27 protein-coding genes are annotated in these 26,179 nt (G+C 36.8%); 11 read left to right on the top strand and 16 right to left on the bottom strand.

The window, feature by feature from the left end; translation table 11 throughout:
• Positions 1-121 precede the first annotated feature (121 nt).
• The gene (locus KO524_RS09315) at positions 122-439 is read left to right on the top strand and encodes a hypothetical protein (protein WP_219293271.1); all 318 of its coding nucleotides are present in this window, start codon (positions 122-124) and stop codon (positions 437-439) included.
• Between the two features lie 21 nt (positions 440-460).
• Here the strand turns inward: KO524_RS09315 and KO524_RS09320 are convergent, their stop codons facing one another.
• Both KO524_RS09320 and dnaA read right to left on the bottom strand, forming a co-directional pair.
• Positions 461-922 carry a low molecular weight protein-tyrosine-phosphatase gene (locus tag KO524_RS09320; protein ID WP_219293273.1) on the bottom strand — a complete coding sequence of 154 codons (462 nt, stop codon included), beginning with the start codon at positions 920-922 and terminating at the stop codon, positions 461-463.
• Complete coding sequence (gene dnaA, locus KO524_RS09325; protein ID WP_219293275.1) at positions 922-2,361, bottom strand: chromosomal replication initiator protein DnaA; 1,440 nt, start codon at positions 2,359-2,361, stop codon at positions 922-924. Before dnaA ends, KO524_RS09320 begins: the two co-directional genes overlap by 1 nt.
• A 179-nt stretch (positions 2,362-2,540) precedes the next feature.
• Here dnaA and KO524_RS09330 point away from each other — a divergent pair, with 179 nt between their 5' ends.
• Positions 2,541-2,942 (top strand): thioesterase family protein, encoded by a 402-nt coding sequence (locus KO524_RS09330; protein WP_219293277.1) that lies wholly within the window; start codon positions 2,541-2,543, stop codon positions 2,940-2,942.
• A 91-nt stretch (positions 2,943-3,033) separates the two neighbouring features.
• On the top strand, positions 3,034-3,759 hold the full coding sequence (locus KO524_RS09335) for a hypothetical protein (protein ID WP_219293279.1): 726 nt from the start codon (positions 3,034-3,036) through the stop codon (positions 3,757-3,759).
• 24 nt (positions 3,760-3,783) lie between these two features.
• Here the strand turns inward: KO524_RS09335 and KO524_RS09340 are convergent, their stop codons facing one another.
• On the bottom strand, positions 3,784-4,401 hold the full coding sequence (locus KO524_RS09340; RefSeq protein ID WP_219293281.1) for a YigZ family protein: 618 nt from the start codon (positions 4,399-4,401) through the stop codon (positions 3,784-3,786).
• 11 nt (positions 4,402-4,412) lie between these two features.
• A complete protein-coding gene (gene ribD, locus KO524_RS09345) occupies positions 4,413-5,402 on the bottom strand; it encodes a bifunctional diaminohydroxyphosphoribosylaminopyrimidine deaminase/5-amino-6-(5-phosphoribosylamino)uracil reductase RibD (protein ID WP_255555218.1) in 990 nt (329 codons plus the stop codon).
• Positions 5,403-5,528: 126 nt separating this feature from the next.
• On the opposite strand from ribD, the gene prmC reads away from it, so the two are divergent.
• Positions 5,529-6,383, top strand: a complete 855-nt coding sequence (prmC, locus tag KO524_RS09350) for a peptide chain release factor N(5)-glutamine methyltransferase (protein ID WP_219293285.1) — start codon at positions 5,529-5,531, stop codon at positions 6,381-6,383.
• 165 nt (positions 6,384-6,548) lie between these two features.
• On the opposite strand, the gene KO524_RS09355 is transcribed toward prmC, so the two are convergent.
• On the bottom strand, positions 6,549-7,790 hold the full coding sequence (locus tag KO524_RS09355) for an ABC transporter permease (protein ID WP_219293287.1): 1,242 nt from the start codon (positions 7,788-7,790) through the stop codon (positions 6,549-6,551).
• A 280-nt stretch (positions 7,791-8,070) separates the two neighbouring features.
• On the opposite strand from KO524_RS09355, the gene hisS reads away from it, so the two are divergent.
• A complete protein-coding gene (gene hisS, locus KO524_RS09360; protein WP_219293289.1) occupies positions 8,071-9,444 on the top strand; it encodes a histidine--tRNA ligase in 1,374 nt (457 codons plus the stop codon).
• Between the two features lie 161 nt (positions 9,445-9,605).
• Here the strand turns inward: hisS and KO524_RS09365 are convergent, their stop codons facing one another.
• The 4 genes from KO524_RS09365 to KO524_RS09380 all read right to left on the bottom strand — a co-directional run bounded on the left by KO524_RS09365 (position 9,606) and on the right by KO524_RS09380 (position 13,507).
• Complete coding sequence (locus KO524_RS09365; protein WP_370629726.1) at positions 9,606-10,181, bottom strand: RNA polymerase sigma factor; 576 nt, start codon at positions 10,179-10,181, stop codon at positions 9,606-9,608.
• A gap of 2 nt (positions 10,182-10,183) precedes the next feature.
• Positions 10,184-11,284: a glycosyltransferase gene (locus tag KO524_RS09370; RefSeq protein ID WP_219293293.1), complete on the bottom strand. Its 1,101-nt coding sequence runs from the start codon at positions 11,282-11,284 to the stop codon at positions 10,184-10,186.
• Between the two features lie 63 nt (positions 11,285-11,347).
• Complete coding sequence (murB, locus tag KO524_RS09375) at positions 11,348-12,361, bottom strand: UDP-N-acetylmuramate dehydrogenase (RefSeq protein WP_219293295.1); 1,014 nt, start codon at positions 12,359-12,361, stop codon at positions 11,348-11,350.
• Positions 12,362-12,421: 60 nt separating this feature from the next.
• On the bottom strand, positions 12,422-13,507 hold the full coding sequence (locus KO524_RS09380; protein WP_219293297.1) for a DNA replication/repair protein RecF: 1,086 nt from the start codon (positions 13,505-13,507) through the stop codon (positions 12,422-12,424).
• 133 nt (positions 13,508-13,640) lie between these two features.
• Here KO524_RS09380 and KO524_RS09385 point away from each other — a divergent pair, with 133 nt between their 5' ends.
• The 6 genes from KO524_RS09385 (at position 13,641) to KO524_RS09410 (ending at position 19,797) form a co-directional block, all read left to right on the top strand.
• Entirely contained in the window at positions 13,641-14,426 is a 786-nt protein-coding gene (locus KO524_RS09385; protein WP_219293299.1) for a tol-pal system YbgF family protein, read from the top strand.
• Positions 14,427-14,435: 9 nt separating this feature from the next.
• Positions 14,436-14,924: a 6,7-dimethyl-8-ribityllumazine synthase gene (ribH, locus tag KO524_RS09390; protein ID WP_219293302.1), complete on the top strand. Its 489-nt coding sequence runs from the start codon at positions 14,436-14,438 to the stop codon at positions 14,922-14,924.
• Between the two features lie 176 nt (positions 14,925-15,100).
• Positions 15,101-17,038: a DNA mismatch repair endonuclease MutL gene (gene mutL, locus KO524_RS09395; protein ID WP_219293304.1), complete on the top strand. Its 1,938-nt coding sequence runs from the start codon at positions 15,101-15,103 to the stop codon at positions 17,036-17,038.
• The gene (locus KO524_RS09400) at positions 17,035-17,784 is read left to right on the top strand and encodes a rhomboid family intramembrane serine protease (protein WP_255555220.1); all 750 of its coding nucleotides are present in this window, start codon (positions 17,035-17,037) and stop codon (positions 17,782-17,784) included. The genes mutL and KO524_RS09400 overlap by 4 nt, the downstream gene beginning before the upstream one ends.
• A gap of 30 nt (positions 17,785-17,814) precedes the next feature.
• Entirely contained in the window at positions 17,815-18,720 is a 906-nt protein-coding gene (locus KO524_RS09405; RefSeq protein WP_219293306.1) for a rhomboid family intramembrane serine protease, read from the top strand.
• 18 nt (positions 18,721-18,738) lie between these two features.
• Entirely contained in the window at positions 18,739-19,797 is a 1,059-nt protein-coding gene (locus tag KO524_RS09410) for an endonuclease/exonuclease/phosphatase family protein (RefSeq protein WP_219293308.1), read from the top strand.
• Positions 19,798-19,868: 71 nt separating this feature from the next.
• On the opposite strand, the gene KO524_RS09415 is transcribed toward KO524_RS09410, so the two are convergent.
• From KO524_RS09415 to KO524_RS09445, 7 genes are all read right to left on the bottom strand, one after another.
• Entirely contained in the window at positions 19,869-20,486 is a 618-nt protein-coding gene (locus KO524_RS09415) for a WbqC family protein (protein ID WP_219293310.1), read from the bottom strand.
• A 15-nt stretch (positions 20,487-20,501) separates the two neighbouring features.
• Positions 20,502-22,052: a signal peptidase I gene (gene lepB / locus KO524_RS09420; protein WP_219293312.1), complete on the bottom strand. Its 1,551-nt coding sequence runs from the start codon at positions 22,050-22,052 to the stop codon at positions 20,502-20,504.
• Between the two features lie 30 nt (positions 22,053-22,082).
• A complete protein-coding gene (gene dapB / locus KO524_RS09425; protein ID WP_219293314.1) occupies positions 22,083-22,790 on the bottom strand; it encodes a 4-hydroxy-tetrahydrodipicolinate reductase in 708 nt (235 codons plus the stop codon).
• Positions 22,791-22,801: 11 nt separating this feature from the next.
• Entirely contained in the window at positions 22,802-23,377 is a 576-nt protein-coding gene (locus tag KO524_RS09430) for a DUF5683 domain-containing protein (RefSeq protein WP_370629724.1), read from the bottom strand.
• On the bottom strand, positions 23,377-24,276 hold the full coding sequence (locus KO524_RS09435) for a ParB/RepB/Spo0J family partition protein (RefSeq protein ID WP_219293316.1): 900 nt from the start codon (positions 24,274-24,276) through the stop codon (positions 23,377-23,379). Before KO524_RS09435 ends, KO524_RS09430 begins: the two co-directional genes overlap by 1 nt.
• A gap of 21 nt (positions 24,277-24,297) precedes the next feature.
• Positions 24,298-25,062, bottom strand: coding sequence for a ParA family protein (locus KO524_RS09440; RefSeq protein WP_219293318.1), 765 nt, complete (start codon positions 25,060-25,062; stop codon positions 24,298-24,300).
• A gap of 161 nt (positions 25,063-25,223) precedes the next feature.
• The gene (locus tag KO524_RS09445) at positions 25,224-26,099 is read right to left on the bottom strand and encodes an SDR family oxidoreductase (RefSeq protein WP_219293320.1); all 876 of its coding nucleotides are present in this window, start codon (positions 26,097-26,099) and stop codon (positions 25,224-25,226) included.
• Positions 26,100-26,179 lie beyond the last annotated feature (80 nt).

A 26,179-nucleotide genomic window follows, 5' to 3' on the forward strand; every position in this document is an offset into this window, starting at 1 on the left:
ATTACTATATTTGTTAGCAATTGCAGTTGATGTTTGTTGAAAAAACGCCTAGTGTCAGTAAGAAAAGGAAGACCTATTGTAGTAAAATTAATGGGGGTTTTTGATAAAATAATAATTAGATATGGAAATAGAGTTAGATCGCGTAGATCCAATAAAGAGATTTACTTTAAAAAATAGTTTAAGTCTGCTTGTTGCAGTAAATAATCTAGTATTTCTATTTTTTTTGTTGATGGGGAGTTCTAAAGAGTCCGGTGTATATCAGCATGCTGTTGTAGGAGCTCTGTTTGAATTGTTATGGATTCCTGTTTTAGCAGTATTATTTTGTAGTCCAATCTTTTGCTTGTACTTTATGTATAAAGAGCGGTTTAGATTTAGTCGCTTGTGGCTGCTGTTGGGAGTGACTTTGATTTCTATAGTACTGTTGTTTACAGCTTTCTAGCAGTCTATCGAATGAAGTGTACTATTGGCTAAGTAATTTTTTAGCTAGGAGTTCACAGGTTTCGTCTAGCAATTGGAAAACGTGTTCAAAGCCTTCATCACCGCCAAAATAAGGGTCCGGTACTTCGGATAGTTTACTTTTGGGGTGTTCGTTTAGGATGAGTTGAACTTTGTCGATAGCTGCTTGATCAGGTGCCATGGCAATTACGTTTGCGAAATTGGATTGATTCATGACGTAGATGTGATCAAAATTTTCAAAATCGTTTAAATGAAATTGACGCGCTTTCTGTTTGCTTAAATCAATATGGTATTTACGAGCTATGGCGATAGAGCGTGGATCTGGTTTTTGTCCCACATGCCAATCTCCTGTGCCCGCTGAATCTACATGAAATAATTCCTGAGGCAGTTTAGCTTGAAGAATTCCCTCGGCAAGAGGAGATCTGCAAATATTACCCAAACAAACCATAAGAATCTTTGTAGTCATTACATATTGAATTTTTTGTTGATATCGTCGTGGTATTTCTTAAACTGTTTGTCGGTTTCCAATAGGTTGTCGATGGTTTTGCAAGCGTGTAGTACGGTAGCGTGATCGCGATCGCCAATTTGTGAACCAATATTTGCCAAAGATGCTTTGGTGTATTTTTTAGCGAAAAACATCGCTAATTGACGCGCTTGTACGATATGTCTTTTACGTGTTTTGGAACGTAAGGTTTCGATGTCTAAAGAGAAATAGTCCGAAACGACTTTTTGAATATAGTCGATAGAAACTTCTTTTTTGACATTTTTTACGAATTTTTCTACTACCTGTTTAGCCAATTCGATAGTAACCTCCCGTTTGTTAAAAGAGGATTGTGCAATTAAGGATATAATAGCGCCTTCCAATTCTCTAACGTTGGTTTTTACGTTTTTAGCTACATATTCGACAATATCATCTGGCATTTCGACACCATCTCGGTAAAGTATTCCCTTTAGGATAGCTGTACGGGTTTCAAAGTCTGGATGTTGAATTTCTGCCGATAGTCCCCATTTAAAACGGGATAAAAGACGTTGTTCAATGTCTTGCATATCAACAGGAGCCTTGTCTGATGTTAAGATAACCTGTTTGCCGTTTTGGTGTAAGTAGTTGAAAATGTGAAAAAACACATCTTGGGTACCTGCTTTACCTGATAAAAATTGAATATCATCAACTATTAATACATCGATAAGTTGATAGAAATAGATAAAATCATTTCTGGTTTGCTTGCGCACGGAATCGACATATTGCTGTGTAAACACTTCTGCAGATATGTATAAAACGGTTTTTTCTGGGTGTATTTCTTTTATTTCTACCCCAATAGCATGGGCTAAATGGGTTTTTCCTAAACCGACACCACCAAACAACATCAACGGATTAAAGGAAGTGCCTCCAGGTTTATTGGCTACTGCCAAACCTGCTGAACGCGCTAATCGGTTAGAATCTCCTTCAAGGAAATTGTCAAAGCTATAATTGGCATTGAGTTGAGATTCGATTTTTACATTTCGAATACCCGGTATGATAAAAGGATTTTTTAATTCTGGGTTTTTATTTTGAATAGGTACATCAAGTTCTTGAGTCCGAACAGGGGCTCTTTGTGCACTGGGTAATTGTTCTGTATAGGGTTGTTTGTTCCCAATAGTATTCTCCATTTGGATTTTATACAATAACTTTGCACCAGATCCGAGTTCTTTTATTAAAGCAACTTTTAATATTTTGACATAGTGCTCCTCGAGCCATTCGTAAAAGAATTTACTAGGCACTTGAATATACAATGCGCTCTCCGTAAGTTCTATAGCTTTTATCGGTTCAAACCAGGTTTTAAAAGCTTGCTCTTGAATGTTGTCTTTTATAAAAAGAAGACAATTTGTCCATACAGATTGTGCAGTCTTGTTTGTATAATCGAGCATTGTTTAGAATTATTAATAAGTTACTTATAATAGTATTTGGAAAAAACACTTCGTCTTTTGGGGATGACAAATATGTGAACAATTTTCTGTAAAAAAAAATGGTTTGCGTATTGCATTTGCCGAAATAAAAACGTAAGTATAAACGTATTTCCTTCTGAAACAAATATAATAAATAAAATATGAAAAACTTTGAAATTCAACTAAGAGTTCGTTACGCAGAAACCGATCAAATGGGGGTGGTTTACCATGGAAATTATGCGCAGTATTTTGAGATGGGGCGTGTTGAATGGCTTAGAAACCTGGGGCTTTCCTATAAAAAGCTTGAAGATACGGGGGTTATGCTACCTGTGGTCTCGTTGAGTATGAATTATAAAAAACCAGCGCTATACGACGATCTTTTAACGGTGCGTACTATCTTTAAAAGCCAGACTACGGTCAAGATAGAATTTGATTATGAAATTGTAAACGAACAAGGAGAGTTATTAACATTAGGGAATTCTGTTTTGGTTTTTGTAGACATGAAAACTAAAAAACCGGTAGTGCCTCCAGCTTATATTATTGAAAGATTAAGTAGTTTATAAAAGGGGTAAGAGTTAAAAAAAAAGCCTATTTTTATAAAAAAATAAAAGATTTTTATTTTGGGTTAAAGACTACTGTTTTAAAATCAAAAAAATGAAAAATACTTATAAGTATGTAATTTTATTTACACTGTTTTGCAGTGTAATGTTTGCGCAAAAAAGAATCTTAATTGATGGCCGTGCGAAAGTATATAAAAGCGAAGCTCAAGTTATTTATCTTAAAAATTTAACTACAGCTGAGCAAACTCAAACTGATCTAACCGGTTATTTTTCCATTGTGGCACAAGAAGGGGATGAATTGTCTTTTTGGTCTGTAAATATTAAAACGGAAAACATCATAATTACACCGGAAATCATGGACGAAAAGAAAGTGGAGGTGATGTTGCTTAAAAACAATCAGCGCTTAGAAGAAATTGTAATTGATACGAAGGGCAATCAAGTAGATCCTTTGGGGTTAAAGATGAAAAAATATTCACAGGCAGAGCGACAATATAGAGCAGAAAGTTATTTTCCGTTGAGCTTTACCTCATTGGGTTTAGGTCCGTTATTCAATTTGTTTAATGGTAAAAGAAAGATGCAACGCAAAATGCTTGATTACGAAAAAGACGATGTTAATTTTCAATATTTTAAAAGATTCTATACGACAGACTATTTGATGAAGCGCTTAAATATGCCTAAGGAGTATGTCGATGCTTTTGTCTATTTTGTAGTGAGTCAACCCAATTATAATATAATGGATTGGAGTAATAAAGAAGCAAAAGATTTGGATTTGGCTGATATGGCCGTGCAATTTAAAGAAGAAAATAAATTAAAATACTAAGTTGTTTAATTCCGTTGAGGAGGATTAAAGATCCTCTTCAGCAGTAATTAAGCGAACCTCATAGAGCGGTTCAAAAGCTTCTAATGCGTTTTGGTATGCTCCTTTGCGAATCGACAAGACGATTTCACAATTCATTTCCATCTTTTGACTGATCAAGTTTAAGTTTTTTTCTTTGATTACTCGCATCACCTTGTTCATGTCTTTGTATTCAAATTGGATTTTAAAAAAGGTATCGATTGTACGTTCTTCGATATCTGAATTTTCCAAAGCCATCTGTGCTGCGGTTTTATAAGCGCTGATTAAGCCTCCTACGCCTAGTTTTACTCCTCCAAAGTATCGAACTACCACCACAAGGGTATTGGTGACGTCAAACGACTGTATTTGCCCGTAGATGGGCATGCCTGCACTGTTGTTGGGTTCGCCATCGTCATTCGCTCTAAAATACACGCTGTCTGTGCCCAACTGAAAGGCATAGCACCAATGGCGAGCGGCATGATGTCGTTTTTTAAGTTCTTCTAAACGCTGTTTTACATCTTCTTCTGTCGCGATGGGGAAAGCATATCCGAAAAACTTACTATTTTTTTCTTTAAATAAAATTTCTTCTGAAGGCTGGGCTAATGTTTGGTAGGTATCTTTTTCCAATTGCTATTGCTTTACGGTTTAATCAACAAAAGTTGGTCGTCTAAAATATTTGTTATCACTGCTTTATAATCGCTGATTAACGGTCTGCTAATGCCTTGTTCCAAAGTAATTGGGCTTCTAAAAACCCGGGCTTCGTCCCATAGTTTTGCATCTATAAAATCCTGTAAAGTTTTAGCTCCACCTTCCACGACTAAGGAACAGATTTGATGTTTGAATAAGATATGTCCGATTTGTATAGGGAGCGGTTTTGAAAAATCGGCCCATTCGAAAATTAGATTTTCACTTGATATTAGGGTTTTGTTGGCTGTTATACAGATTGTTTTTACCGTTTTGTCTTTGATGGACAAGTTGGAGTCTATGGTTCCTTCCTTGTCGATAAAAATGCGAAGCGGGTTTCTTCCGTACCAGTCTCGAGTTGTCAGTGACGGATTATCGTCAATAACGGTTTGAGCTCCAACCAAAAAAGCCATCTCTTCACTGCGCCATTTGTGTACCAACTGACGCGAGTAGTTGTTTGTTAACCAAACGGGTTGGTTGTGTTCGCGTTTTAAAGGCGCGATAAAGCCATCAACTGATTCGGCCCATTTTAAGATGATATAAGGACGCTTTTTTTGATGGTAGGTAAAAAAGCGTTTGTTGCTTTGTTGGCATTCGGCTTCTAATACGCCTAGAATCACTTCGATACCGGCTTTTTTCATTTTGTCGATACCCTGCCCGCAAACTTGAGCGTAAGGGTCAACGGTACCCACTACAACTTTGGGTATTTTTTTTTGGATAATCAAATCGGAACAGGGCGGGGTTTTTCCAAAATGACTGCAGGGTTCTAAACTGACATATAAAGTGGAATCTTTAAGCCATTCCGGGTTTTTTACAGAAAGGATGGCATTGACCTCGGCATGTGGTCCTCCATAAGCTGAGGTAAACCCCTCCCCGATAATGCGATTTTGATAAACGATTACTGCACCAACGCTAGGGTTGGGCAAGGCTGCAAAGGTTCCCATTTGGGCTAACTCTAGGCATCGTAAAATATAGCGTTTGTGTGTCTCCAAAATTATAAAACTGTATCTTTGAACAAAATTAAGCTTTTTCAATTAAAGAAGCTACTTTGTCTATAATCGCTGTACGTTATGAAGCTAAAAAACCTTAAAAATCAATTTATCGAAACACTTAAGGATTTGTTTGAACCCGAAGAAATTGACGTGTTCTTTTACAGGTGCTTGGAGCGATTGGAGCAGAAAACGAAAATTGATTTGGTTTTAAATCCCGATTTGGAGACCGATGACGTTAAGTTGGTTTTTTGGAAGCGCTATTTGAATGAACTCAAGCAAGAAAGACCGCTACAGTATGTGCTTAGAGAAGCTTTTTTTTACGATTTGACCTTTTATGTTGAAGAGGGCGTTTTGATTCCACGTCCAGAAACCGAAGAATTGGTGGAGTGGATTTTGCAAACCGTACCCAAAGACAAAGAAATCCGCATCTTAGATATTGGAACCGGTAGTGGTTGTATAGCTATTACGTTGGCAAAAAAATTGCCTCTCGCTCGGGTATTTGCCATGGATGTTTCGGATAAGGCTTTGGTTATTGCGGCCAAAAATGCGGTATTAAACGGTGTTGAAATAACATGGATGCTTGAAAATGTCTTGGAGTTGGAAGCTTTAGCTGAAAGTTATGATGTTATTGTATCTAATCCACCCTATGTTCGGGAATTGGAAAAGGTAGAAATACATAATAATGTGAAGCAATACGAACCGGAATTAGCGTTGTTTGTGTCGGATGAAGACCCCTTGGTTTTTTATAGAAAAATTGCACAACTGGCATCCTTGGTTTTGGTTGATCAGGGGTATTTGTTTTTTGAAATCAATCAGTATTTAGGAAAAGATACAGTAGCTCTTGTTGATTTATTGGGTTTTGTCAATATTCAATTAAAGCAAGATTTTAGATCTAATGACAGGATGATTCGCGCTCAAAAGCGGCTGTTATAAGTAGCATGATTTTCGGTGAATCATCGCCTTAAGACAGCCGGTTGTAATTGTAGCCCCGATTGAAACGGCATCCTTTTTATGGCGTATAAAGCCATAAAAAGATATAGTGGAAAGCGGGAAAGAATCAGGTGATTAAATGTGATTGTCTTGCTCCAAATTATTTTTTTATTCGTAACGCAAGGCTTCAACCGGGTCTAATCGCGATGCTTTAATGGCGGGGTAAGAACCCGAAATAATGGCCACTACAAATGTGGTTATAAAGGCAGCTATAATGGCTACCCAAGGTATGGTAAAGGCAAAGTTGATAACGGTCGAAATTCCGTAGCCAGTAGCTATTCCTAAAATAGTACCTAGTAAACCTCCCAATTGTCCAATAACCAAGGTTTCCGTGAAAAATTGCCAAGCAATAGTGCTGCGTTTAGCGCCTAATGATTTGCGAATGCCGATTTCGCGGGTGCGTTCGGTTACGGAAACCAACATGATATTCATCAAGGCGATGGACGAGCCTAAAATGGTAATAACGCCGATTAGCCAGGCACTTATACTAAGCATGCTTACTTGTGAGAGTAAGGTTTTTATCAAATCGTCGCTGCGTTCAATTCCGAAGTTGTTCTGATGTATAGGTGGGATTTTCCGAATGTTACGCATTACAACAGTTGCTTGGTCTATTCCTTGATTTAATAGCATTTCTTCGCGAATCGATACCTTAATTTCGTAATTGATGTTCGGTTGAGAGAAAATAGATCGAGCAATGGGTAAGGGGATAAACACTCGTAAATCTTCGTTATTTCCAAACGTACTTCCCTTTTCTTTTAAAATGCCTATCACCGTAAATTTAGTTCCTCGAACCGAAAGTGTTTTGCCAATCGGACTAACGTTTTTAAAGAGTCCTTTGGCAAAATCAGAACCCACTACACACACATAGCTGTTGTTGCTGATATCAAAATCGGTAAAACTTCTGCCTGAGGCCAATTTTAGTCCGCTATTGCTAAAGTAATTCTCATCGGAACCGATAATTCGTATTTCGGGATCTGTTTTTTGAGATTCGTGTTTGACTTCGATATTAGACGCTGCATCAAACGATATAGAAGTGGCAGCAGATGGAAAATCGTAATTATCTTTAAACGCTTTGGCCTCAGCATAAGTTATGATTGGATTGGGCTTGCTGTTGCTCTTGGTTTTTGTCATTTGGGCTGAGTAATCGTATTGCGCTATGGAAAATGTACTGGCACCCATAGAAGCAAAATCTTCTAAGATGGTGTTCTTTAAAGCGGAGACCACCGATAATATACCAACTAAGGCCCAGATGCCAATAGCGATGATAAAAACCGTTATGACGGTTCTTAACAATTGCGAGCGAATAGCGCCTAAGGCTATTTTAGTATTTTCTTTTACAAGTCTAAACATATTCCTATAGGTCGTTTTTTACTGATGTTTGTTACAAGTAACGAAAAAAATATTGACTGTAGCAAATATAGTGATTAAGTTACTTTGGTTTGTTTGAGAGGTTGAAATTCCGAATAGTTAAAATATGAATTGCTCTTTAAAAGGAATGATACACAAGGGTTAGTAAACGAGAATATGAGGTTATTTTAAATCGTAAATTATCATTTCTGTAACGGTAATAATCCTAAAAAAAGGAGTATTTTTGTATAAGTAGTAAACCGATATCAATTAATAAGAAACGATGGCACAGAAACCAAGTATTCCGAAAGGAACCCGAGATTTTTCACCAAGTGAAGTAGCGCGAAGACAATATATTATTCAAACGATTAGACAGGGATTCGAGAAATTTGGATTTCATCCGATCGAGACGCCTTCCTTTGAGAATTATGAAACTTTGATGGGGAAATACGGTGAAGAGGGTGATCGATTGATTTTTAAAATTTTAAACTCAGGAGATTATTTGGCTAAGGCAGACGAGACGGTTTTAGCAAATAAGGACAGTCAGAAATTGACGTCGCATGTTTCTGAGAAAGCATTGCGATATGATTTGACGGTACCTTTTGCACGATATGTAGTGATGCACCAAAATGAAATTGATTTTCCATTTAAGCGGTATCAAATTCAGCCCGTTTGGAGAGCTGATCGACCACAGAAAGGACGTTATAGGGAATTTTTTCAATGCGATGCCGATGTGGTTGGGTCTAATTCTTTATGGCAAGAAGTGGAGTTTATCCAGTTGTACGATCGGGTGTTTCACGCTTTGGGTATAGCGGGTACAACCATCAAAATTAACAATAGAAAAATTTTATCGGGTATAGCTGAGGTTATCGGGGCCAAAGACAAGTTGATTGACTTTACAGTGGCTTTGGATAAACTGGATAAAATAGGTGAGGATGGTGTTAAAAAGGAAATGATTGAAAAAGGCATTTCTGAAGCAGCAATTCAGGCTGTTGCACCCTTGTTTCAGTTAGAGGGAACTTTTACTGAAAAATTAGATCAATTGGCTCAGATGTTGCATACGTCCGAAGAGGGAATGAAGGGGATTAATGAATTGCGATTTGTATGTGAAAAGGCTCTGGCAGCGGGATTGCAATCGGCAAATTTAAATTTAGATGTGACTTTGGCCCGTGGGTTAAATTACTATACTGGAGCTATTTTTGAAGTGGCCGCACCCGAATCAGTTCAATTGGGCTCTATCGGAGGTGGTGGTCGTTACGACGATTTAACCGGGATTTTTGGGCTTAAAAATGTTAGTGGAGTAGGAATTTCTTTTGGACTGGACCGAATTTATTTGGTCATGGAAGAATTGGGATTATTTCCGAGTGCCGTAAATGCGGCATCTAAAGTGTTGTTTTTGAATTTAGGAGAGGCCGAAATGGACTATGCTTTTAAGGCGGTTTTAAAATTACGTGATTTAAGTATTAGAACAGAGTTGTATCCGGATGCTGCAAAAATGGGCAAGCAATTTCAATATGCTGATAAAAAAGGGATTCCCTATGCTGTAATCGTTGGTTCAGACGAAATAAGCCAACAGAAATTTACTTTAAAGCACTTGGGTTCTGGTGATCAACAAACAGTTGGTTTTGAAGAGATGATTGCCATATTAGAAGCTTAAGGCAGTAAAAAAGACAGTTAGTTTAAAACAGTTAAGAGAAATTTCTTTTAGCTGTTTTTTTTTATTTCTAAAATCCTCAGATAGTACGGTTTTAGCTGAGGTAGAAGTCACGATAGAGGAGTTGGGGGAGCTAAAAGTAAAGGATGGGGCGTGTATAAAGACTAATCGACGTTGCTGTTGCGGTAGTTCATGATGATTTCCATTAGTAATTTTCGTGCCCGCAACAATTTAATTTTTACGTTGTTTAAAGGTTCTTCAAGAATTTCCGCAATTTCATTATAACTTAACTCTTGAAAGTAACGCAGTTGAATTACTTCTTGATAATGGGGTTTTAACAGCTTGATGAGGTTTAATAGGGTGTTTAAGTTTTGTTTGCGAATCAGTTCATCTTCTATAGAAGGTGTTTCATCGGCTATGTTGTTGTAATATTGATTTTCATCGTCGTTGATTTCTATAAAACGGCTGTTTTTACGTTTGCGAATTAAATCGATATGTACGTTTTTGGCAATGGCAATTAACCAAGTATTGAAGGCAAAAGTATCGTTATAAGATATCAATTTATCAAAAGCTTTAGCGAAGGTCTCAATGGTGATGTCTTCAGCGTCGGCTTCGTTACCGGTTCTCTTGAGTATAAAATTGAAAACTTCGTTCCAGAAGTGATTTAGAAGAAAGGTAAAAGCGGTCTGATCTCCTTTTATAGCTAGAGAGATGTTGTTTTCTAAAGATTCGACTGGTATTTTCAATTTTTCTTGGGTGAAAATAGTTGGCTAATAAATACGATACTTTGAGTAAATGTATGAATAAACTCTAAAGCAGGAAACCAATATCTAATATCTTTTTCATTAAATTTTTTAAATGCTTTACTCATATAAATCCAAATAATTACATATCGGAATAGTAAAATGGCCAAAACAATCATCCATTCCATTTGAAAAGCAAACAAAATGGAAGCACTGATAAGAAAGGCAATTTGTGTAAAATTAAAAAATCTAATTTTTAGTTGATCTCCAAAACTCAACAATTTTAGTAATTTATTTTGATGTACTACTGCTGCGGTCCACGATTTAAAGCGGTTGTCGACTTCTGTAGATGTGAAACCCATAGGAGCATCGCAAATAGTTGTGTTTTTGGTTTGGGCAATTTGGTTGATAAACAATACATCTTCACCATAGGGAAGACTCATATGATCGATAAAACCATTTACATTAAAAAATTCTTCTTTTTTATAGGCCAGGTTTCGTCCGGTACCCATAAATGGTTTGCCCATTAATGTCCACGAGAAAACATGTAGGGTTTGCAAGGTATTTTGAAATCGAAATAATTTATTGGTCCAGGATTTGGGCTGCTGTATTATTCTCGAATGTCCTATAATTACAGTTTTATGAAGGGTAAACTGTGCGCTGAGGTTCATAATCCACTGTGGAGAGTCCGGAAGGGAATCGGGTTCAATTAAAAGTAGGTATTCGTTTTTTGCAGCTTTAATACCTAGGGTTAGGGCGTATTTTTTATTGCCCCAAAAAGCTTCGTTATTAACTACGTCTACAATTTTTACAAAGGAATGGATTGCTGCATATTCCTTCATCAATTCCAATGAATCATCTGTAGAGGCGTTGTTGATTAATACAAGCTCAAAATCGGGATAGGATTGATTGACTAATAGGGGAAGTAGTTTTTTTAAGGAGTCAACTTGGTCTTTCACACAAATCAGTACCGAAACAGGAATTCTCTTCGGTGTACATTTCTGAGCTTGACGAAAAGTAATAGGGCCAAAAACAGAGATGTAATAAATGATTTGTATTAAAACAATTCCAATAAAAAAATAAAAAAGAATCGTTAGCATAATGGTGATTTACGTTTCGAAATAAGGAAAGCAAATGTACAATTTTACAAGGGATATTGTCAATTAAAAAATGTTTACTTCCGCACTTATTTTAATGTTGAATTTTTCGAAAATAGCCTTCTGAATTGTCGATGCCAATTGCGCTATTTCTAATCCTGTTGCCTTGCCGTAATTGACTAGTACCAAGGCTTGTTTGCTATGAACGCCCGCATCGCCAAAACGTTTTCCCTTAAAGCCAGCTTGCTCAATAAGCCATCCTGCAGGAACCTTTACAAGTTCGTCGTTTATTCTATAGGACGGAATTTCGGGATATGTGGCTTGCAATTTATTGAATTGAGCTGTAGAAATGATTGGGTTTTTAAAGAAACTACCGCTGTTGCCGATTTCTTTTGGATTGGGAAGTTTGCTTTCACGTATCGCAATAACCGCTTTACTTACATCTTGTATGGTAGGATGTGTGATTTTGTTTTTATCTAATTCAGATTGAATAGCTCCGTATTCTATTTTTAGGTTGTGTTTTCCTTTGGTTAATTTAAAGACTACACTAAGTACAATGTATTGGTCTTTTAATTCGTTCTTAAAGACACTTTCTCTATAATCAAAAGCACATTGTTTGTTGGAGAACGTTACTAGTTCTAAATCTTTAATACGCAAGGCTACACATTCTACCATTTGATCTTTAATTTCCACGCCATAAGCGCCGATATTTTGAATTGGAGTGGTGCCTACTTGACCCGGTATTAAGGAAAGGTTTTCCAATCCACCTAAATCGTGCTCTAAAGTCCATAAAACAAATTCGTGCCAGTTTTCGCCTACTTGTGCTTCTACCCAAGCAAAATCATCGTCTTCACGCAGTATTTTCTTGCCCTTAATAGCCAATTGTATTACTAATGCCTCGATATCCTTGGTCAATAACATATTGCTTCCACCCCCTAAGAAAAATAAGGTATCGTCACGATATTCTTTTAATAGGTTAAGGAGTTGTTCTGTTTGAGTGGCAACGATAAAGCGTTTTGCTTTAACATCAATGCCAAAAGTATTCAATTCTTTTAACGAAACGTCGGTGGCTGGAATCATGTTATTAAGGTCAATTTAACAGCTACAAAGATACGATTTCCTTTTTTTGAAGTATTAAAATTATTTTTCAATTTTAAAAATTTCAAATTCTTGGTGAATACTGTTTAATAAGCGTTCTGTACGGTCTTCGTGGGTGTCGGAAATGAAGAGTTGTCCAAAGGTTTCTTCGTGAACAAGTTCGATGATTTGACGTACGCGGTCTTCGTCGAGTTTGTCGAAAATATCGTCAAAAAGTAAGATGGGAGCCACGCCACTTTGTTTTTTTAAGAAATCAAATTGAGCGAGCTTTAACGCGATTAAAAAGGATTTTTGCTGTCCTTGAGAACCGAATTTCTTAATGGGGTGTCCATCGAGTTCAAAGGCCAAGTCGTCTTTGTGAATACCGGTACTGGTGTATTGTAATACACGGTCTTTGCTCAGATTATCTGAAAATAAATCGAGTAACGATTTGTCAAAGAGTTGGCTTTCATAACGCAATTGTACCGATTCTTGTTTTTGAGTGATTTTGTCGTGATAACTGTTGAAAATAGGAGTGAACGCTGCGATGAACTCTTGTCTCTTATCAAAGATTGGTTGCGCCAATAGGGATAGTCGTTCGTTATACACTTCTAAGGTTGCCGATTCAAAAGTGTGATTAAGAGCAAAATATTTTAGTAAAGCATTGCGTTGGACGAGCAATTTTTGATATTGAATCAATTGTTGCAGATAATTGGAATCGAGTTGCGAAATAACACTATCCATAAATTTCCGACGCATTTCACTGCCTTCGGTGATCAAATCACTGTCAGAAGGAGAAATAATAACTAAAGGGATAAAGCCAAAATGATCGGAAAATCGTTCGTAAGCCTTACCGTTTCTCTTAATGGTTTTTTTTTGTCCTTTTCGCAAGCTACAAACCAAGTGTTCTTCGCGGTCTTGCTTTTCAAAAGTTCCGTCGATAACGAAGAAATCTGTTCCGTGCTGTATGTTTTGTAAGGCAATAGGATTAAAATAACTCTTGCCGTAAGCCAAATAATAAATGGCATCGAGGACATTGGTTTTACCCACGCCGTTCTTGCCGATAAAACAGTTGATTTTTTTGTTAAAATCAAAATTTTGGTCGGTTATGTTTTTGTAATTGAGTAGAGTTAACTTTTTTAAATACACGCTAGAAGTGTTCTTTTAGGATTGTAAGTGGTGATTTTTTGAATTTTGGTGCAAATTATCAAAAATATCAATAGAAAGCACTTTTATATTTCAATAAAAATCCTATTTTTGCCACTCATAAAATTTTTAGTACATGGCAACTTATAATAAAAGAGGTTATAAAGCTCCGAAACCAGAAGAAGAAAAAGAGGCGGGTGAATTTGATCAATTCAGTCAAGTAAATGCGCAACATAGCACTACTGCTGATGTATTCAATTCTCTAGACAAAGGGGCTTCTAAGATGGAAGGCTGGGTAGCGAGAAACCAAAAGTATATTTTTGGTGCTGTTGGTGCAATAGCTTTACTTACTGTAGGATATGTTTTGTACGATAAATTCGTAGTTGAACCTAAAAATGACGAAGCTGCAAACGAAATGTTTCAAGCACAAACGTATTTTCAAGAGGCAACAACAAATCCAGTAGCTAGTGACTCCTTGTATAACTTAGCTTTAAAAGGCGGAGAAGGTAAATTGGGATTTATCGGAATTACAGAAACGTATTCAGGTACAGAATCAGCTAATTTAGCTAATTACTATGCGGGAATGGCTTATTTGAATTTGGGTAAAAATAAAGAAGCTATAGCACATTTAGAGAGATTTACTTCTAAAGATATGTTATTGGGATCTTTGGCTTTAGGTGGAATTGGAGATGCATTTTCTGAATTAAATCAAAAAGAAGATGCTTTGGAGTTTTACAAAAAAGCAGCAGAAGTAAATAAAAATGATTTTACTACGCCGCGTTTTTTAAATAAGGCAGGTATGGTAGCTTTGGATTTAGGTAAAAAAGAAGAAGCTTTAAAATTATTTAACGATATTAAAAACAATTATCAAGCATCGAGTGAGGCCAATACGGTTGATATGATGATTGGTATGGCACAATAATAATTTATTATGGCAACGGCAAATAAAAATCTTTCGGAATACAATAAAGCTACTTTGCCCAATGCAAAAGAATTTACAGTTGGAATTGTTGTTTCAGAATGGAATGATAAGGTAACCAACGGTTTGTTTGCAGGAGCGGAAGCAGCCTTGTTGGATTGTGGTCTATTAGCAGAGAATCTAATTCGATGGGATGTGCCAGGAAGTTTTGAGTTGATTTTCGGAGCTAAAAAAATGATTGAAACCCATGAAGTTGATGCCGTAATCGTAATCGGTTGCGTAATTAAAGGGGAAACCATGCATTTTGAATTTGTTTGTGAAGGGGTGACTCATGGGATAAAGGATTTAAATTTAATTTCTGAAGTTCCCGTTATTTTCTGTGTATTAACAGATAATAACGAGCAACAATCCTTAGATAGAAGTGGCGGAATCCATGGTAATAAGGGTACAGAAGCAGCTGTGGCTGCTTTAAAGATGATTGCTTTGAATCAACAAATCTAAATCAAATGATTTCATAGTAAACTTTTAAAAACCTGTAAGAATCTATTTTTACAGGTTTTCTTTTTTTATAGAATATTTAGTAAAAAGCAACTTTATAAAGCCCGTTTTTATTCTTTAACTTTGTGTTTTTAGTGAGTTTTCTAATTTATTAGGTGTAAAATCCAAAAATGTTTTAAATGTCAAATGTAATCCGATTACTGCCCGATCATGTCGCTAATCAAATTGCTGCTGGAGAAGTAGTTCAACGCCCGGCTTCGGTAGTGAAGGAGTTGGTGGAAAATGCTGTTGATGCCGGTGCTACTGAAATCAAATTAGTGGTTAAGGAGGCGGGTAAGACCCTTATTCAAGTTATTGACAATGGTAAAGGTATGGGCGAAACCGATGCTCGTATGGCTTTTGAACGTCATGCGACTTCGAAAATTTCCGTGGCTGAAGATTTGTTTGCATTGAGCACTAAAGGATTTCGCGGCGAAGCATTAGCTTCTATTGCAGCCATTGCTCATGTAGAGTTGAAAACCCGTCAAGTTGAAGAGGAATTAGGTACGCATTTGATTATTGAAGGCAGTAAAATTACTTCTCAAGAAGTAGCAGTAGTGCCTCAGGGAACTTCTTTTGCGGTTAAAAATCTTTTTTTTAATATACCGGCTCGCCGTAATTTCTTAAAATCAAATACCGTCGAGTTCCGTCATATTATTGATGAGTTTGAACGTATTGCTTTGGCCCATAGCACAATTCATTTTACGTTAATTCATAACGGCAGTGAAATGTTTAATCTACCGGCTTCTAATTTTCGTCAACGGATTGTCAATATATTTGGTGCAAAAACCAATGAGAAATTGGTGCCTGTTCAGGAAATTACAGAGATTATAGGAATCAGTGGTTTTGTAGGCAAACCCGAGTTTGCAAAAAGAAGTAGGGGAGAGCAGTTCTTTTTTGTCAATGAGCGGTTTATAAAAAGTGGTTATTTGCATCATGCGGTACTAGCGGCTTTTGAGGGCTTGTTAAAGGAAGGAACACATCCGAGCTATTTTTTATATTTAACCTTACCTCCAAACTCAATCGATATCAATATTCACCCGACTAAAACCGAGGTGAAGTTTGATGATGAACAAGCCTTGTACGCTATTTTACGATCGGCTATCAAACACAGTTTGGGACAATTTAACGTAGCACCAGTATTGGATTTTCAACGGGATGCTACTATGGATACGCCTTATGATTTTAAGGAAAAAAAGGCTCCAACACCAACCATTCAAGTAGACACCAATTTTAATCCTTTTCGCGAGGACGATAGCGATACTAAAAAGAGCAGAACCTCGTTTGAATCTCGTAGCGCTCCTTCGAAATCTTTTGCGAGCAGTAGTGGTGGGTCTGCTTTTTCAAAACCTGTTTTTTCACCTGGTTTTGAAAAATCCGATACCAGTGGTTCTTGGGAAACGCTTTATGAGGGTTTAAAATCCTCTTCGGATGATCTTGATTTGTCGGGATTGAATCTGGAAGAAGACGTTAAAACGAGTTCTTTGTTTGAAGGATTGATGGATGAAAAATCGCACAGTCGTTCGTTTCAACTCAATAAAAAGTATATCATAAGTCCGATTAAATCGGGTTTAGTAGTTATTGATCAACGCAGAGCTCATCAACGTATTTTATACGAGAAGTTTTTGAGTAATATTACGGTACAGCAAGCTACGAGTCAACAATTGTTATTTCCATTGCCGTTGTATTATGCGCCTTTTGAAATTGAATTGTTACGAGAATTGGAGAGCGCATTAAAGCAAACTGGCTTTGTTTTTGAGTCTATAGATTCAGATAAAGTGGTTATTTCTGGACTTCCAGTACATGTTGCAGAAAGCGAGGCCTCTATAGTATTAGAAGATTTGTTAAACGATTTGCAAGGAGAACTGCCTGAGGTTAGCTTTAGTCAAACCGATCGGATCGCGAAATCTTTGGCTTTGAGTTTGGCTGTTAAATCCGGAACTCATTTAAATGACGAAGAACAAGAAAATTTGGTAAATTCGCTCTTTGCTTGTAAAGAGCCCAGTGTATCGCCATTTTTAAAACCAACATTTATAACGATGCGCGTAGAAGACATCGATAAAAAATTCACCTTATGATGAAAATTACTGAAACAGTAAAACAACTGTTGATAATAAACGTTATATTTTTCTTGGGAGCACAATTTGTGCCAGCCATGATTGATTTTTTGGCTCTGTATTATTTTGAGAATCCCAATTTTCAATATTGGCAGCCGTTAACACATATGTTTATGCATGGCGGCTGGATGCATTTGTTTTTTAATATGTTTGCCCTATATTCCTTTGGTTCTGCTTTAGAACACTTTTGGGGTAGTAAAAAGTTTTTATTTTTTTATATCTCATGTGGGTTGGGGGCTGCTTTATTGCATTCAGGTGTAAATTACTTTTTGGTACACGATGGAATCAGCACGTTGGTAGCTAACGGTTTTGATAAGCAGGATATCTTAGCACTATTAGCAGAAGGTAAATACAACCAAGGCTGGGCACAGTTTCTTTCTCCGAATGCTTTGCAAAGTATGCTGTCATCTTATAATACTCCTGCCGTAGGAGCATCGGGGGCAATATATGGGTTGTTAGTAGCCTTTGCCTTTATGTTTCCGAATGCAGAATTAGCCTTGATGTTTATTCCTGTTCCTATTAAGGCCAAGTATTTTGTGCCGGGTATTTTGGTGATGGATTTGTATATGGGTTTAAATGGAGGGTCTATTTTTGGTGGATCTACTGGAATTGCACATTTTGCTCATATCGGTGGAGCGGTGGTAGGTTTCTTGATGATGTGGTACTGGAAGAAAAATCAGTTTGAACAGAATCGTTGGGATCATTAATTTTGAATTTGTAAGTAATACTATTATATCATGGCTCTTTTAGACGATTTTAAAATGCAATATAGGATTGGCGGTGTCGTTCAAAAGTTATTGTTTTGGAATATAGGTGTTTCTGTTGTATTTTTTATTTTAAATGCTTTTGTTCCTTCGTTCCACAACTTGTTGTTGGGATGGTTCGGGTTGTCGTCTAAATGGGGTATTGCCATAGCTAGGCCTTGGAGCTTTTTTACCTATGCTTTTCTACACGCCAATATATTTCATTTGATTTTCAATATGATTGTATTGAATTTTGTGGGTAGGTTGTTTATGACTTATTTTACACAAAAACAATTTTTAGCAGTCTATTGTTTTGGAGCGGTATTTGGCGGTATATTTTATGTCTTATCGAGTTTTGTGTTTAGTACAGGTATTATCTTAGTAGGAGCGTCAGCAGCAATTATGGCTATATTAGTGGCATTAGCAACCTATGCGCCTTATATGGAGGTTCGGTTGTTATTGATTGGAAACGTAAAAATGTGGCATATCGCTTTGGGATTAATTATCATGGATTTGATTCAGATTCCCGCTAATAATACAGGCGGACATCTTGCCCATTTAGGTGGAGCATTATTTGGATTTTTATTTATTAAAGCATTACAGCAGGGTGTTGACGTTAGTAAACCCTTTACATTTGTTATAGATAAAATAACGGATTTATTTAATCCAAAGCCCGCTAAACACCCCTTTAAAAAGGTTCATGTCAATACCGATCGTTCACAGCGTAATTCTCAAATGTCAAATCAAACCAATGCCAGTCCGATGGTTGGGATTGGTGCGGGCAAAGAAAAAGATCCACAACAACAGCGTATTGATTTTATATTAGACAAGATAAGCAAGTCGGGTTACGACAGTTTGAGTAAAGAAGAAAAAGATTTTTTATTTAAAATAGGAAAATAGGTTTATAGAATTTGATGTATGAAAAAACTTTCGTGGTTTAATAAAGTGGTATTTGGTTGTAATATTATCTTGGCAATTTTGACTTTGCTCGGATATTTCCTGCCCTTTTTAGCCCCTAAGTTATTTCCGTTTCTGTCTGTATTAACCCTAATTTTACCGTTGCTGCTAATTGCTAATATTTGCTTTTTGATTTATTGGGGATTGCAGTTTAAACGACAAGTGTTATTACCGGTGGTTATTTTGCTATTGGGTACCACTTTTATAAACAAGTTTTATAAGTTTAGTGGTAAGGAAGAGGAAGTTGTTGAGGAAGATTTTGTTGTCATGAGTTATAATGTGCGTTTGTTCAACCTTTTTAATTGGATTAAGGATAGTGATGTACCCATGAAGATAAAAGAATTTGTCGATCATGAAGATCCCGATATTTTATGTGTGCAGGAGTTTTCTAAAAATGCCAAGTTGCGGTTTCCTCAATACAAGTTTAAATACACAACGACTCACGGACAAAACATTCAAACCGGACAAGCTATTTTTTCTAAATACCGAATTATCGATAAGGGAGAAATTCGTTTTCCCAACTCAAATAACAATGTTATTTATGTTGATATCGTAAAGGGAAAAGATACGGTACGGGTTTATAGTATGCATTTACAGTCGGTGAATATCAGCCCGGATATACACGAAAAGATTGATGAGAAAAAATCCAAATTGATATTCAATAGGTTGAGTGTTGCTTTTAGAGAACAGCAATTACAATCGGAGTTGATACAATCCCATATGGACGATTCCAAACATCCTAAAATTATATGTGGAGATATGAATAACAGTGCTTTCTCTTATGTGTATCGCAACATTAGAGGCGATTTAAAGGACGCTTTTGTCGAAGCGGGCTATGGCTTCGGAAAGAGTTATCACTTTATGTATTACCCCGCTAGAATCGATTATATATTCGTCGATGAACACATTGATGTCAAAGCGTTTAAAACCTACGATGATTTTATAAATTCCGATCATTATCCTATTGTAGCTCGCTTAAAGATGGCCGAAAAAATAACGGAACCTCTTATCTCAAATTAGCAGCATATGAAACAAAAAAAACGCTCTGTAAAGGAGCGTTTTTTGTTTGTTAAATTTATTTTTTGTGTATGCTATTTTAATAGCGTTTGTTTCTTTAGATAATCCACGGCATGTCGTCCTTCGTTAAACAATAAGTCCAGGATGCTTAGGTTGCTTATAAAACCGTGTTTGTCGTCAAAGACTTGAACATATTGGTCAAAATTGGAAGTATCTTTTTTTCCGTTAACCAAATGCCTTAAATCCAAACTTTGTTCGGGTGTTTTAAAGTATTCAGTGGTTTTGGAATAAGATAGTGGTAAAGCTAAACAATCGGTTAAAATCTCTAAAATTTGAAAGTTTAAATCCATCATAAACGGATGTTTTTTTTCGAAAATGGGACGAATATCATCTTCAAAATACTCGAAATAAGGCGAGGTTCTATAAGATGCCTCTAAGGATTTTAAATGTTGTTTTTGCCAGTTAAATGCATATTCTATTTGCACATCTTTAAATTTTTGATGCAAGCCTATGGCGTGTTTTACGGGAATATTTAACATTTGCATTCCATTAGCACTGTAGATATACATTCTATTCCTATTGGTTTGCTTTTGAAAGTTATCTTCCACTTCAAAAGTAACGGTATCGGCCTGAGTCATTGCTACAAACTGACTTATGGAAGGAAAGTAAGTAGGGTGTAATAAAATATCCATTTAATAAAACTTCATTTACGAATTTCTTTTCGCTTTTCTCTTTTTGTAAAAATCATATCCAAACCATCCAATTACGATAATTAAGAAGTATTTGAAATACGATACGGGTTCGCCATTACCACCTACAGTTGTAAACATGCGCTCCCAACGGATTTTGTCTATCGCTTTACCCCAAGGGATATTTTGATCTAAACTCATCCAAACAAAAACGGGTTTACCAACGATATGGTCTTCCGGTACAAATCCCCAATACCTGCTGTCTTCTGAATTATGGCGGTTGTCTCCCATCATAAAATAGTAATCTTGTTTAATGGTATATTCCGTTGCCGGTTGACCGTTAATCAGGATGTTTTCTCCATGGGTTTCCAAACTGTTGTTTTCGTAATCTTTGATGATTTGTTTGTAAAATGGGAGTGTTTCGCTATTTAGTTTTACGACCTCTCCTTTATATGGAATCGGTATAGGTCCTAAATTATCTTGTGTCCAATTTTTGGTATGTGGAAAAATAGCATTTGAAGGTTGTCTGTCAATAATACGCGTAACTTCTTTGACATTCGAAAAGGTTTTTAAACGTTCCGCGCCATCCATTGTTAAGGAAGTGAAGTATAATGTATCTGCAGCTATATAACCGAACTGATCGGTTACTTTTAAATCTTTAAGTATAAAATTTTGGTCAATTGGCGAACCATCGGTAGTCACTTTGTATGCATACTGAAGTTTTGCGCGGTCGTTTAACTGCAGTTCTTTTCCGTTGGTAAATACAACACCATCTCTAACTTCGAAACTCTCTCCGGGTAAACCTACCGTTCTTTTGACATAATTTGATTTTTTATCTACGGGTTTTTCAGCTCTTCTGCCCGATTTGTCTCTAAAGGCATAAACCGTATCAACTGGCCAGTTAAAAACGACAATATCGTTGTGCTGAACCTTTTGAAAACCGGGAATTCTAAAGTAAGGTAAATGCGGTTTTACCAAATAGGATTTGCTTTTAGTAAACGGAATTGAATCGTGTACCATCGGTAAGGCTACTGTGGTCATCGGTGTTCTCGGTCCGTAATTTATTTTACTTACAAAAAGGAAATCGCCCACTAAAAGTGTTTTTTCTAAGGACGAAGTGGGAATGGTAAAAGGTTGAACGATATAGGTATGTATTAACGTGGCTACAACCACCGCAAATAAAATAGAACTAACGGTTTCTCCAGAAGAGGTGGTTGGTTTTAGGCTGCGATTTGGGATGTAGGTAACGTCAACGGCATAGTTGATATAATAGATGTATAAACCCAGTGTAACAACTCCTAGGATGGTGTCTGCAGTTTTATTTTTCCCAAAGCTTCTCAATATTTCTACCCACACTACCGGAAACATAATTAGGTTTACAATAGGAATAAAAAGTAAAATCACCCACCAAGTTGGTCGGTTGATTATTTTCATTAAAACGATGGCGTTGTAAACAGGAATTAATGCTTCCCAAGGTTTTCTACCTGCTTTTTGATATAATTTCCAGGTTCCTGCAAAGTGAATAACCTGTACTATGAGAAAAAATATAAACCATTGAATAAGTGTCATAGCTTGATGATTAAGTTTTTTAAAAAGATGTTATTTTTTCAAATTTAAAACATCTTTCATAGAAAAGATACCTTTTTTATGAAAAATCCATTCTGCCGCAATAACGGCTCCCAATGCAAATCCATTTCGGTTGTGAGCGGTATGTTTGATCTCGATGGCGTCAATGTTGGAGTCGTAAGTTACGGTGTGTGTTCCAGGGACTTGATCAATGCGTTTGGCGATAATAGGTAGGTCGCTAGCGTCCTTTTTTTGATCAAGAGTCCATTGGGTGTATGCAGTATTTTTGATGATGTCTTGAGCTAATGTAATGGCTGTGCCACTTGGAGCGTCCAATTTTTGCGTATGATGTATTTCTTCCATCGAAACCTGGTAGGACTCTAAGTGGCTCATCATTTTTGCGAGATACTCATTGAGTTCAAAGAAGATATTAACGCCAACACTAAAGTTAGAACCGTATAAAAAAGCACCTTGCTTGTCTATACAATACTGACAAACGGCATCGTACTGTTCCAGCCAACCTGTGGTTCCGGATATGATAGGGATTCCTAAGTCTAATGCTGCTTTAATGTTGTTGACCGCGGCAGTAGGTACGCTAAAGTCTATAGCGACATCGGCTTGATTTAATAAGTCGAAAGAATCTGTACTCGTTTTTCGGAGAACGATTTCATGACCGCGATTAAGGGCTGTTTGTTCAATGATTTGACCCATTTTACCATATCCCAAAAGAGCTATTTTCATCGGTGATAGTATTAGAATTTGTATTGTAAACTCAATCCATATTGATATTGATAATCCATTTCATTGAGTTGAAAAGTAGGTTGAAAGGTCAGTTGGTCACTCACATTAAACTGTAGTAAGTGGGCATCAATGTTAGCGTCGATTATACTTATGATATAAATACCGGCTGTAATTACGGCTGATAAATCTCTATTTCGTTGGTAAAAACGTTGACCTTGAATAACACGGTCGTTATCAAGTCGACCGAATTTGGTGTCGTTTGGATCGTTGGTATGATTGAGTCTTTTTTTGTACTCGTTTCGGTATTCCTTATACTTTTTGTGATTGTCTGAATAGAAATAAAGCGAAATTCCCATCCCGATATAGGGGATAGGAACTTTCCAATATTTTTTGTTGTAAAACTGACCTAAGCCCGGAACTACAGCCGAGTAAAAAGCGGCTCGAGCTGGTGATAAGGGATCCATTGGTTTTTCTACCATCGGTTCGGGTGAACTGAATTTTAGCGAATCCGCATTGGATTGACCAAATGTATTGGGGCAGTTTGCAATCCCAAACCCGATTAAAAGGAGGTAAATTATTTTTTTCACTACTCTTCTAGGAGTTTGATTATTCTTTGTAAGTCTTCTTCAGAATGAAAAGGAATTGAAATTTTACCCTTTCCGTTGTTAGCAACTTTAACATCTACTTTGGCTCCAAAAAATGAAGCAAAGGTTTTTTGAAAGTTTTCTGGAACTTGATACGTATTTGCTTTTGAAGGTTTTTCATCGTTACCCAGCAATTTTTGTTGGTAGCTCTTTACTAAGGCCTCGGTTTCTCTTACAGATAGATTTTCACTAATGATTTTGTGGTAGATGTCTGTTTGGGCATCGTGATTTTCAATATTGATGATGGCACGTCCGTGACCCATACTGATAAAACCATCGCGGATTCCCGTTTGTATAATCGGGTCCAGTCTCAACAACCGCAAGTAATTCGCTATGGTTGATCGTTTTTTACCTACACGATCGCTCATTTGCTCTTGAGTCAATTGTATCTCGTCTATTAAACGTTGGTACGACAGTGCAATTTCAATAGGATCCAAATCGTGGCGCTGGATGTTTTCTACTAAAGCCATGACCAAAGAATCGTTGTCGTTGGCAAGGCGTATATAAGCAGGAACCGTGGTTAATCCTACTAATTTAGAAGCACGTAAACGGCGTTCCCCTGAAATCAGCTGGTATTTATTGAATTCGACCTTACGTACCGTGATGGGTTGAATAACTCCGAGTTCTTTGATGCTCGTAGCCAATTCTTTTAGTGAATCTTCGTTGAAATTGGTTCGCGGTTGAAACGGGTTGATTTCGATAGCATCGATTTCCAATTCAATGATATTACCAACTACTTTGTCGGCATTAGTGTCTTCTGCAGATTTAATATCGTTTTCGGGATCTTTGAGCAAAGCGGATAATCCTCTTCCTAAAGCTTGTTTTTTTATTGCCTTTGCCATAATAATCGTTTACGCAGCTTATTATTTATTTTTTTGTATAATTTCCTCTGCTAAACTCAAGTAATTTGTAGCTCCTTTACTAGTAGCATCATAATTAATGATACTTTCTCCAAAACTAGGGGCTTCACTAAGTTTTACATTTCGTTGTATGATGGTTTTGAATACCATATTGTTAAAGTGTTTCTGGACTTCTTCAACCACTTGGTTAGACAACCTTAATCGAGAATCGTACATAGTCAATAAAAGGCCTTCTATATCCAAATCGGGATTGTGAATTTTTTGAACACTTTTTATAGTGTTTAAGAGTTTTCCCAATCCTTCTAATGCAAAGTACTCACATTGAATAGGAATGACTACAGAGTCGGCTGCTGTTAAGGCATTTAACGTTAGTAGTCCCAAAGATGGAGCACAGTCGATAATGATGTAGTCGTATTGATCTTTGATGGACATCAAAGATTGCTTAAGCATATATTCTCTTTTTTCTTTATCTACCAATTCAATCTCAATAGCCACCAAATCGATGTGAGCTGGTATTAAGGACACATTAGGAGCAGAACAAGATATAATTGCTTCTTCTGGGGTATTGCTATGCTCTAAAAGTTGATAAGTACCGATTTCGATAGATTCTACGTCCACTCCTAATCCAGAAGTAGCGTTGGCTTGAGGATCGGCATCAATTAAAAGCACTTTTTTCTCTAAGGCACCTAATGATGCAGCGAGATTAACAGAAGTTGTGGTTTTTCCAACGCCTCCTTTTTGGTTGGCAATTGCAATAATTTTACCCATTTGTATCTTAAATAATTTGAGATGTAAAAATACAATTATTTATGGGTTTAGAAAATCTAATTTATCAACAATTTTTAAGAAGTGCTATTGGTCAGTTGTTTAGCTGTAAAAAGAAGTCAAACTCATCGTTTTGAGTCCGACTTCTTTCCAAATGCAGTGCCTTATTTTTTGTTTTTGATATGCGCTTCTAATAAATCCCACATTTCTGGCGGAATTTGTTCGAGCATATTAAACTCTCCAGCTCCTTGTAGCCATTCTCCTCCATCAATGGTAACGACTTCTCCGTTGACAAAAGCAGAAAAATCAGATACGAGATAAGCGGCTAAATTGGCCAACTCTTGATGTTCTCCAACCCGGCGTAGGGGTATTTTTTTGGTTAAATCAAATTTCTCTTGTAAGTCGCCAGGTAATAAACGGTCCCAAGCGCCTTTAGTAGGAAATGGTCCTGGAGCTATCGCATTGGTACGGATACCGTATTTAGCCCATTCTACAGCCAAACTTCTGGTCATGGCCAATACGCCTGCTTTTGCAGTAGCCGATGGGACTACATAACCCGATCCTGTCCAGGCATAAGTAGTGGTTATATTGAGTACAACTTTGTTCTTTTCTTTTTTGTCAATCCAATGTTTTCCGAAAGCCAAAGTGCAGTTTTTAGATCCTTTTAGTACAATGTCGATAATGGTGTCGAAGGCATTGGAGGATAATCGCTCCGTTGGAGAAATAAAATTACCAGCCGCATTGTTGAGTAATACATCAACTTTTCCGAAAGTTTCAAGCACTGTCTTTAGCATATTCTCCACTTGATCATAGTGGCGAACATCACAAGCAATCGGCAAGCAACGGCCTCCGGTTTGCGCTTCTAATTCAGTTGCTGTAGTTTTTAATTTTTCGATATCTCTAGACGTTATAGCTACTTTGGCACCCAGTTCTAAAAAATATGTAGACATGGCCTTTCCCAAGCCGCTTCCACCTCCAGTTACAACAATTACCTTGTCATTCAGGGCTCCATCTCGAAGCATTTTAGCACTAAAATTCATAATTTACATTTTATAGGTTATGTAAATATAGCAAAAAAGATATATGCATGCATATATCTTTAAGGTTTTAATGGTCGTTT

The organism is Flavobacterium sp. NKUCC04_CG (assembly GCF_019345525.1).
Classification (GTDB): domain Bacteria; phylum Bacteroidota; class Bacteroidia; order Flavobacteriales; family Flavobacteriaceae; genus Flavobacterium.

Bases quoted from the DNA above. Each gene is read 5' to 3' on its own strand.
- KO524_RS09405 (WP_219293306.1), top strand. From the start codon at position 17,815: ATGGCTCTTTTAGACGATTTTAAAATGCAATATAGGATTGGCGGTGTC.
- KO524_RS09320 (WP_219293273.1), bottom strand. From the start codon at position 922: ATGACTACAAAGATTCTTATGGTTTGTTTGGGTAATATTTGCAGATCT.
- KO524_RS09330 (WP_219293277.1), top strand. From the start codon at position 2,541: ATGAAAAACTTTGAAATTCAACTAAGAGTTCGTTACGCAGAAACCGAT.
- KO524_RS09370 (WP_219293293.1), bottom strand. From the start codon at position 11,284: ATGCTAACGATTCTTTTTTATTTTTTTATTGGAATTGTTTTAATACAA.
- KO524_RS09435 (WP_219293316.1), bottom strand. From the start codon at position 24,276: ATGGCAAAGGCAATAAAAAAACAAGCTTTAGGAAGAGGATTATCCGCT.
- KO524_RS09355 (WP_219293287.1), bottom strand. From the start codon at position 7,790: ATGTTTAGACTTGTAAAAGAAAATACTAAAATAGCCTTAGGCGCTATT.
- KO524_RS09440 (WP_219293318.1), bottom strand. From the start codon at position 25,062: ATGGGTAAAATTATTGCAATTGCCAACCAAAAAGGAGGCGTTGGAAAA.
- mutL (WP_219293304.1), top strand. From the start codon at position 15,101: ATGTCAAATGTAATCCGATTACTGCCCGATCATGTCGCTAATCAAATT.
- KO524_RS09385 (WP_219293299.1), top strand. From the start codon at position 13,641: ATGGCAACTTATAATAAAAGAGGTTATAAAGCTCCGAAACCAGAAGAA.
- ribH (WP_219293302.1), top strand. From the start codon at position 14,436: ATGGCAACGGCAAATAAAAATCTTTCGGAATACAATAAAGCTACTTTG.
- dnaA (WP_219293275.1), bottom strand. From the start codon at position 2,361: ATGCTCGATTATACAAACAAGACTGCACAATCTGTATGGACAAATTGT.
- KO524_RS09400 (WP_255555220.1), top strand. From the start codon at position 17,035: ATGATGAAAATTACTGAAACAGTAAAACAACTGTTGATAATAAACGTT.
- lepB (WP_219293312.1), bottom strand. From the start codon at position 22,052: ATGACACTTATTCAATGGTTTATATTTTTTCTCATAGTACAGGTTATT.
- KO524_RS09445 (WP_219293320.1), bottom strand. From the start codon at position 26,099: ATGAATTTTAGTGCTAAAATGCTTCGAGATGGAGCCCTGAATGACAAG.
- hisS (WP_219293289.1), top strand. From the start codon at position 8,071: ATGGCACAGAAACCAAGTATTCCGAAAGGAACCCGAGATTTTTCACCA.
- prmC (WP_219293285.1), top strand. From the start codon at position 5,529: ATGAAGCTAAAAAACCTTAAAAATCAATTTATCGAAACACTTAAGGAT.
- KO524_RS09335 (WP_219293279.1), top strand. From the start codon at position 3,034: ATGAAAAATACTTATAAGTATGTAATTTTATTTACACTGTTTTGCAGT.
- murB (WP_219293295.1), bottom strand. From the start codon at position 12,361: ATGATTCCAGCCACCGACGTTTCGTTAAAAGAATTGAATACTTTTGGC.
- KO524_RS09415 (WP_219293310.1), bottom strand. From the start codon at position 20,486: ATGGATATTTTATTACACCCTACTTACTTTCCTTCCATAAGTCAGTTT.
- KO524_RS09315 (WP_219293271.1), top strand. From the start codon at position 122: ATGGAAATAGAGTTAGATCGCGTAGATCCAATAAAGAGATTTACTTTA.
- dapB (WP_219293314.1), bottom strand. From the start codon at position 22,790: ATGAAAATAGCTCTTTTGGGATATGGTAAAATGGGTCAAATCATTGAA.
- ribD (WP_255555218.1), bottom strand. From the start codon at position 5,402: ATGGGAACCTTTGCAGCCTTGCCCAACCCTAGCGTTGGTGCAGTAATC.
- KO524_RS09410 (WP_219293308.1), top strand. From the start codon at position 18,739: ATGAAAAAACTTTCGTGGTTTAATAAAGTGGTATTTGGTTGTAATATT.